Here is a 568-nt window from a genome sequence, read left to right as displayed (position 1 = left end):
ATGTCGTAGGCGGCGGTCACGGCACCCCGGCGACCGCCTCCGGCCGGGACCGGCCGCCGACCGTCGCCTATCTGAGCCAGATCGCCCGGGCCGCCGAGGACCTGGGCTTCGCCGGCGCGCTCACCCCGACCGGCGCCTGGTGCGAGGACGCGTGGCTGACCACCGCGATGGTCAGCCGGCACACCGAGCGGCTGAAGTTCCTGGTCGCCTTCCGGCCCGGCTTCGTCTCCCCCACGCTCGCCGCGCAGATGGCGTCCACCTTCCAGCGGCAGACCGGCGGACGGCTGCTGCTGAACGTCGTCACCGGCGGCGAGAGCCACGAGCAGCGGGCCTACGGCGACTTCCTCGACAAGGACGCCCGCTACCGCCGTACCGGTGAGTTCCTGCACATCGTGCGGCAGTTGTGGGACGGCAAGAGCGTCGACCTGCACGGCGAGCACCTGCGGGTCGAGGAGGCGAGGCTCGCCCGGCTGCCCGATCCGGTCCCCGAGGTGTACTTCGGCGGCTCCTCGCCCGCCGCCGGGCAGGTCGCGGCCCGGTACGCCGACGTGTACCTCACCTGGGGCGA

1 protein-coding gene is annotated in these 568 nt (G+C 73.6%); it reads left to right on the top strand.

Features of this window, described 5'->3' with window-relative positions:
- Window positions 1–568 (top strand): LLM class flavin-dependent oxidoreductase (locus AQJ11_RS45090; RefSeq protein ID WP_159061831.1); only part of this gene is annotated, 568 nt, incomplete at both ends.

Source organism: Streptomyces corchorusii (genome assembly GCF_001514055.1).
Taxonomy (GTDB): domain Bacteria; phylum Actinomycetota; class Actinomycetes; order Streptomycetales; family Streptomycetaceae; genus Streptomyces; species Streptomyces olivaceoviridis.
Note: the sequence above shows the minus strand (reverse complement) of the source record. Positions and strands in the feature narration are given on the sequence as shown.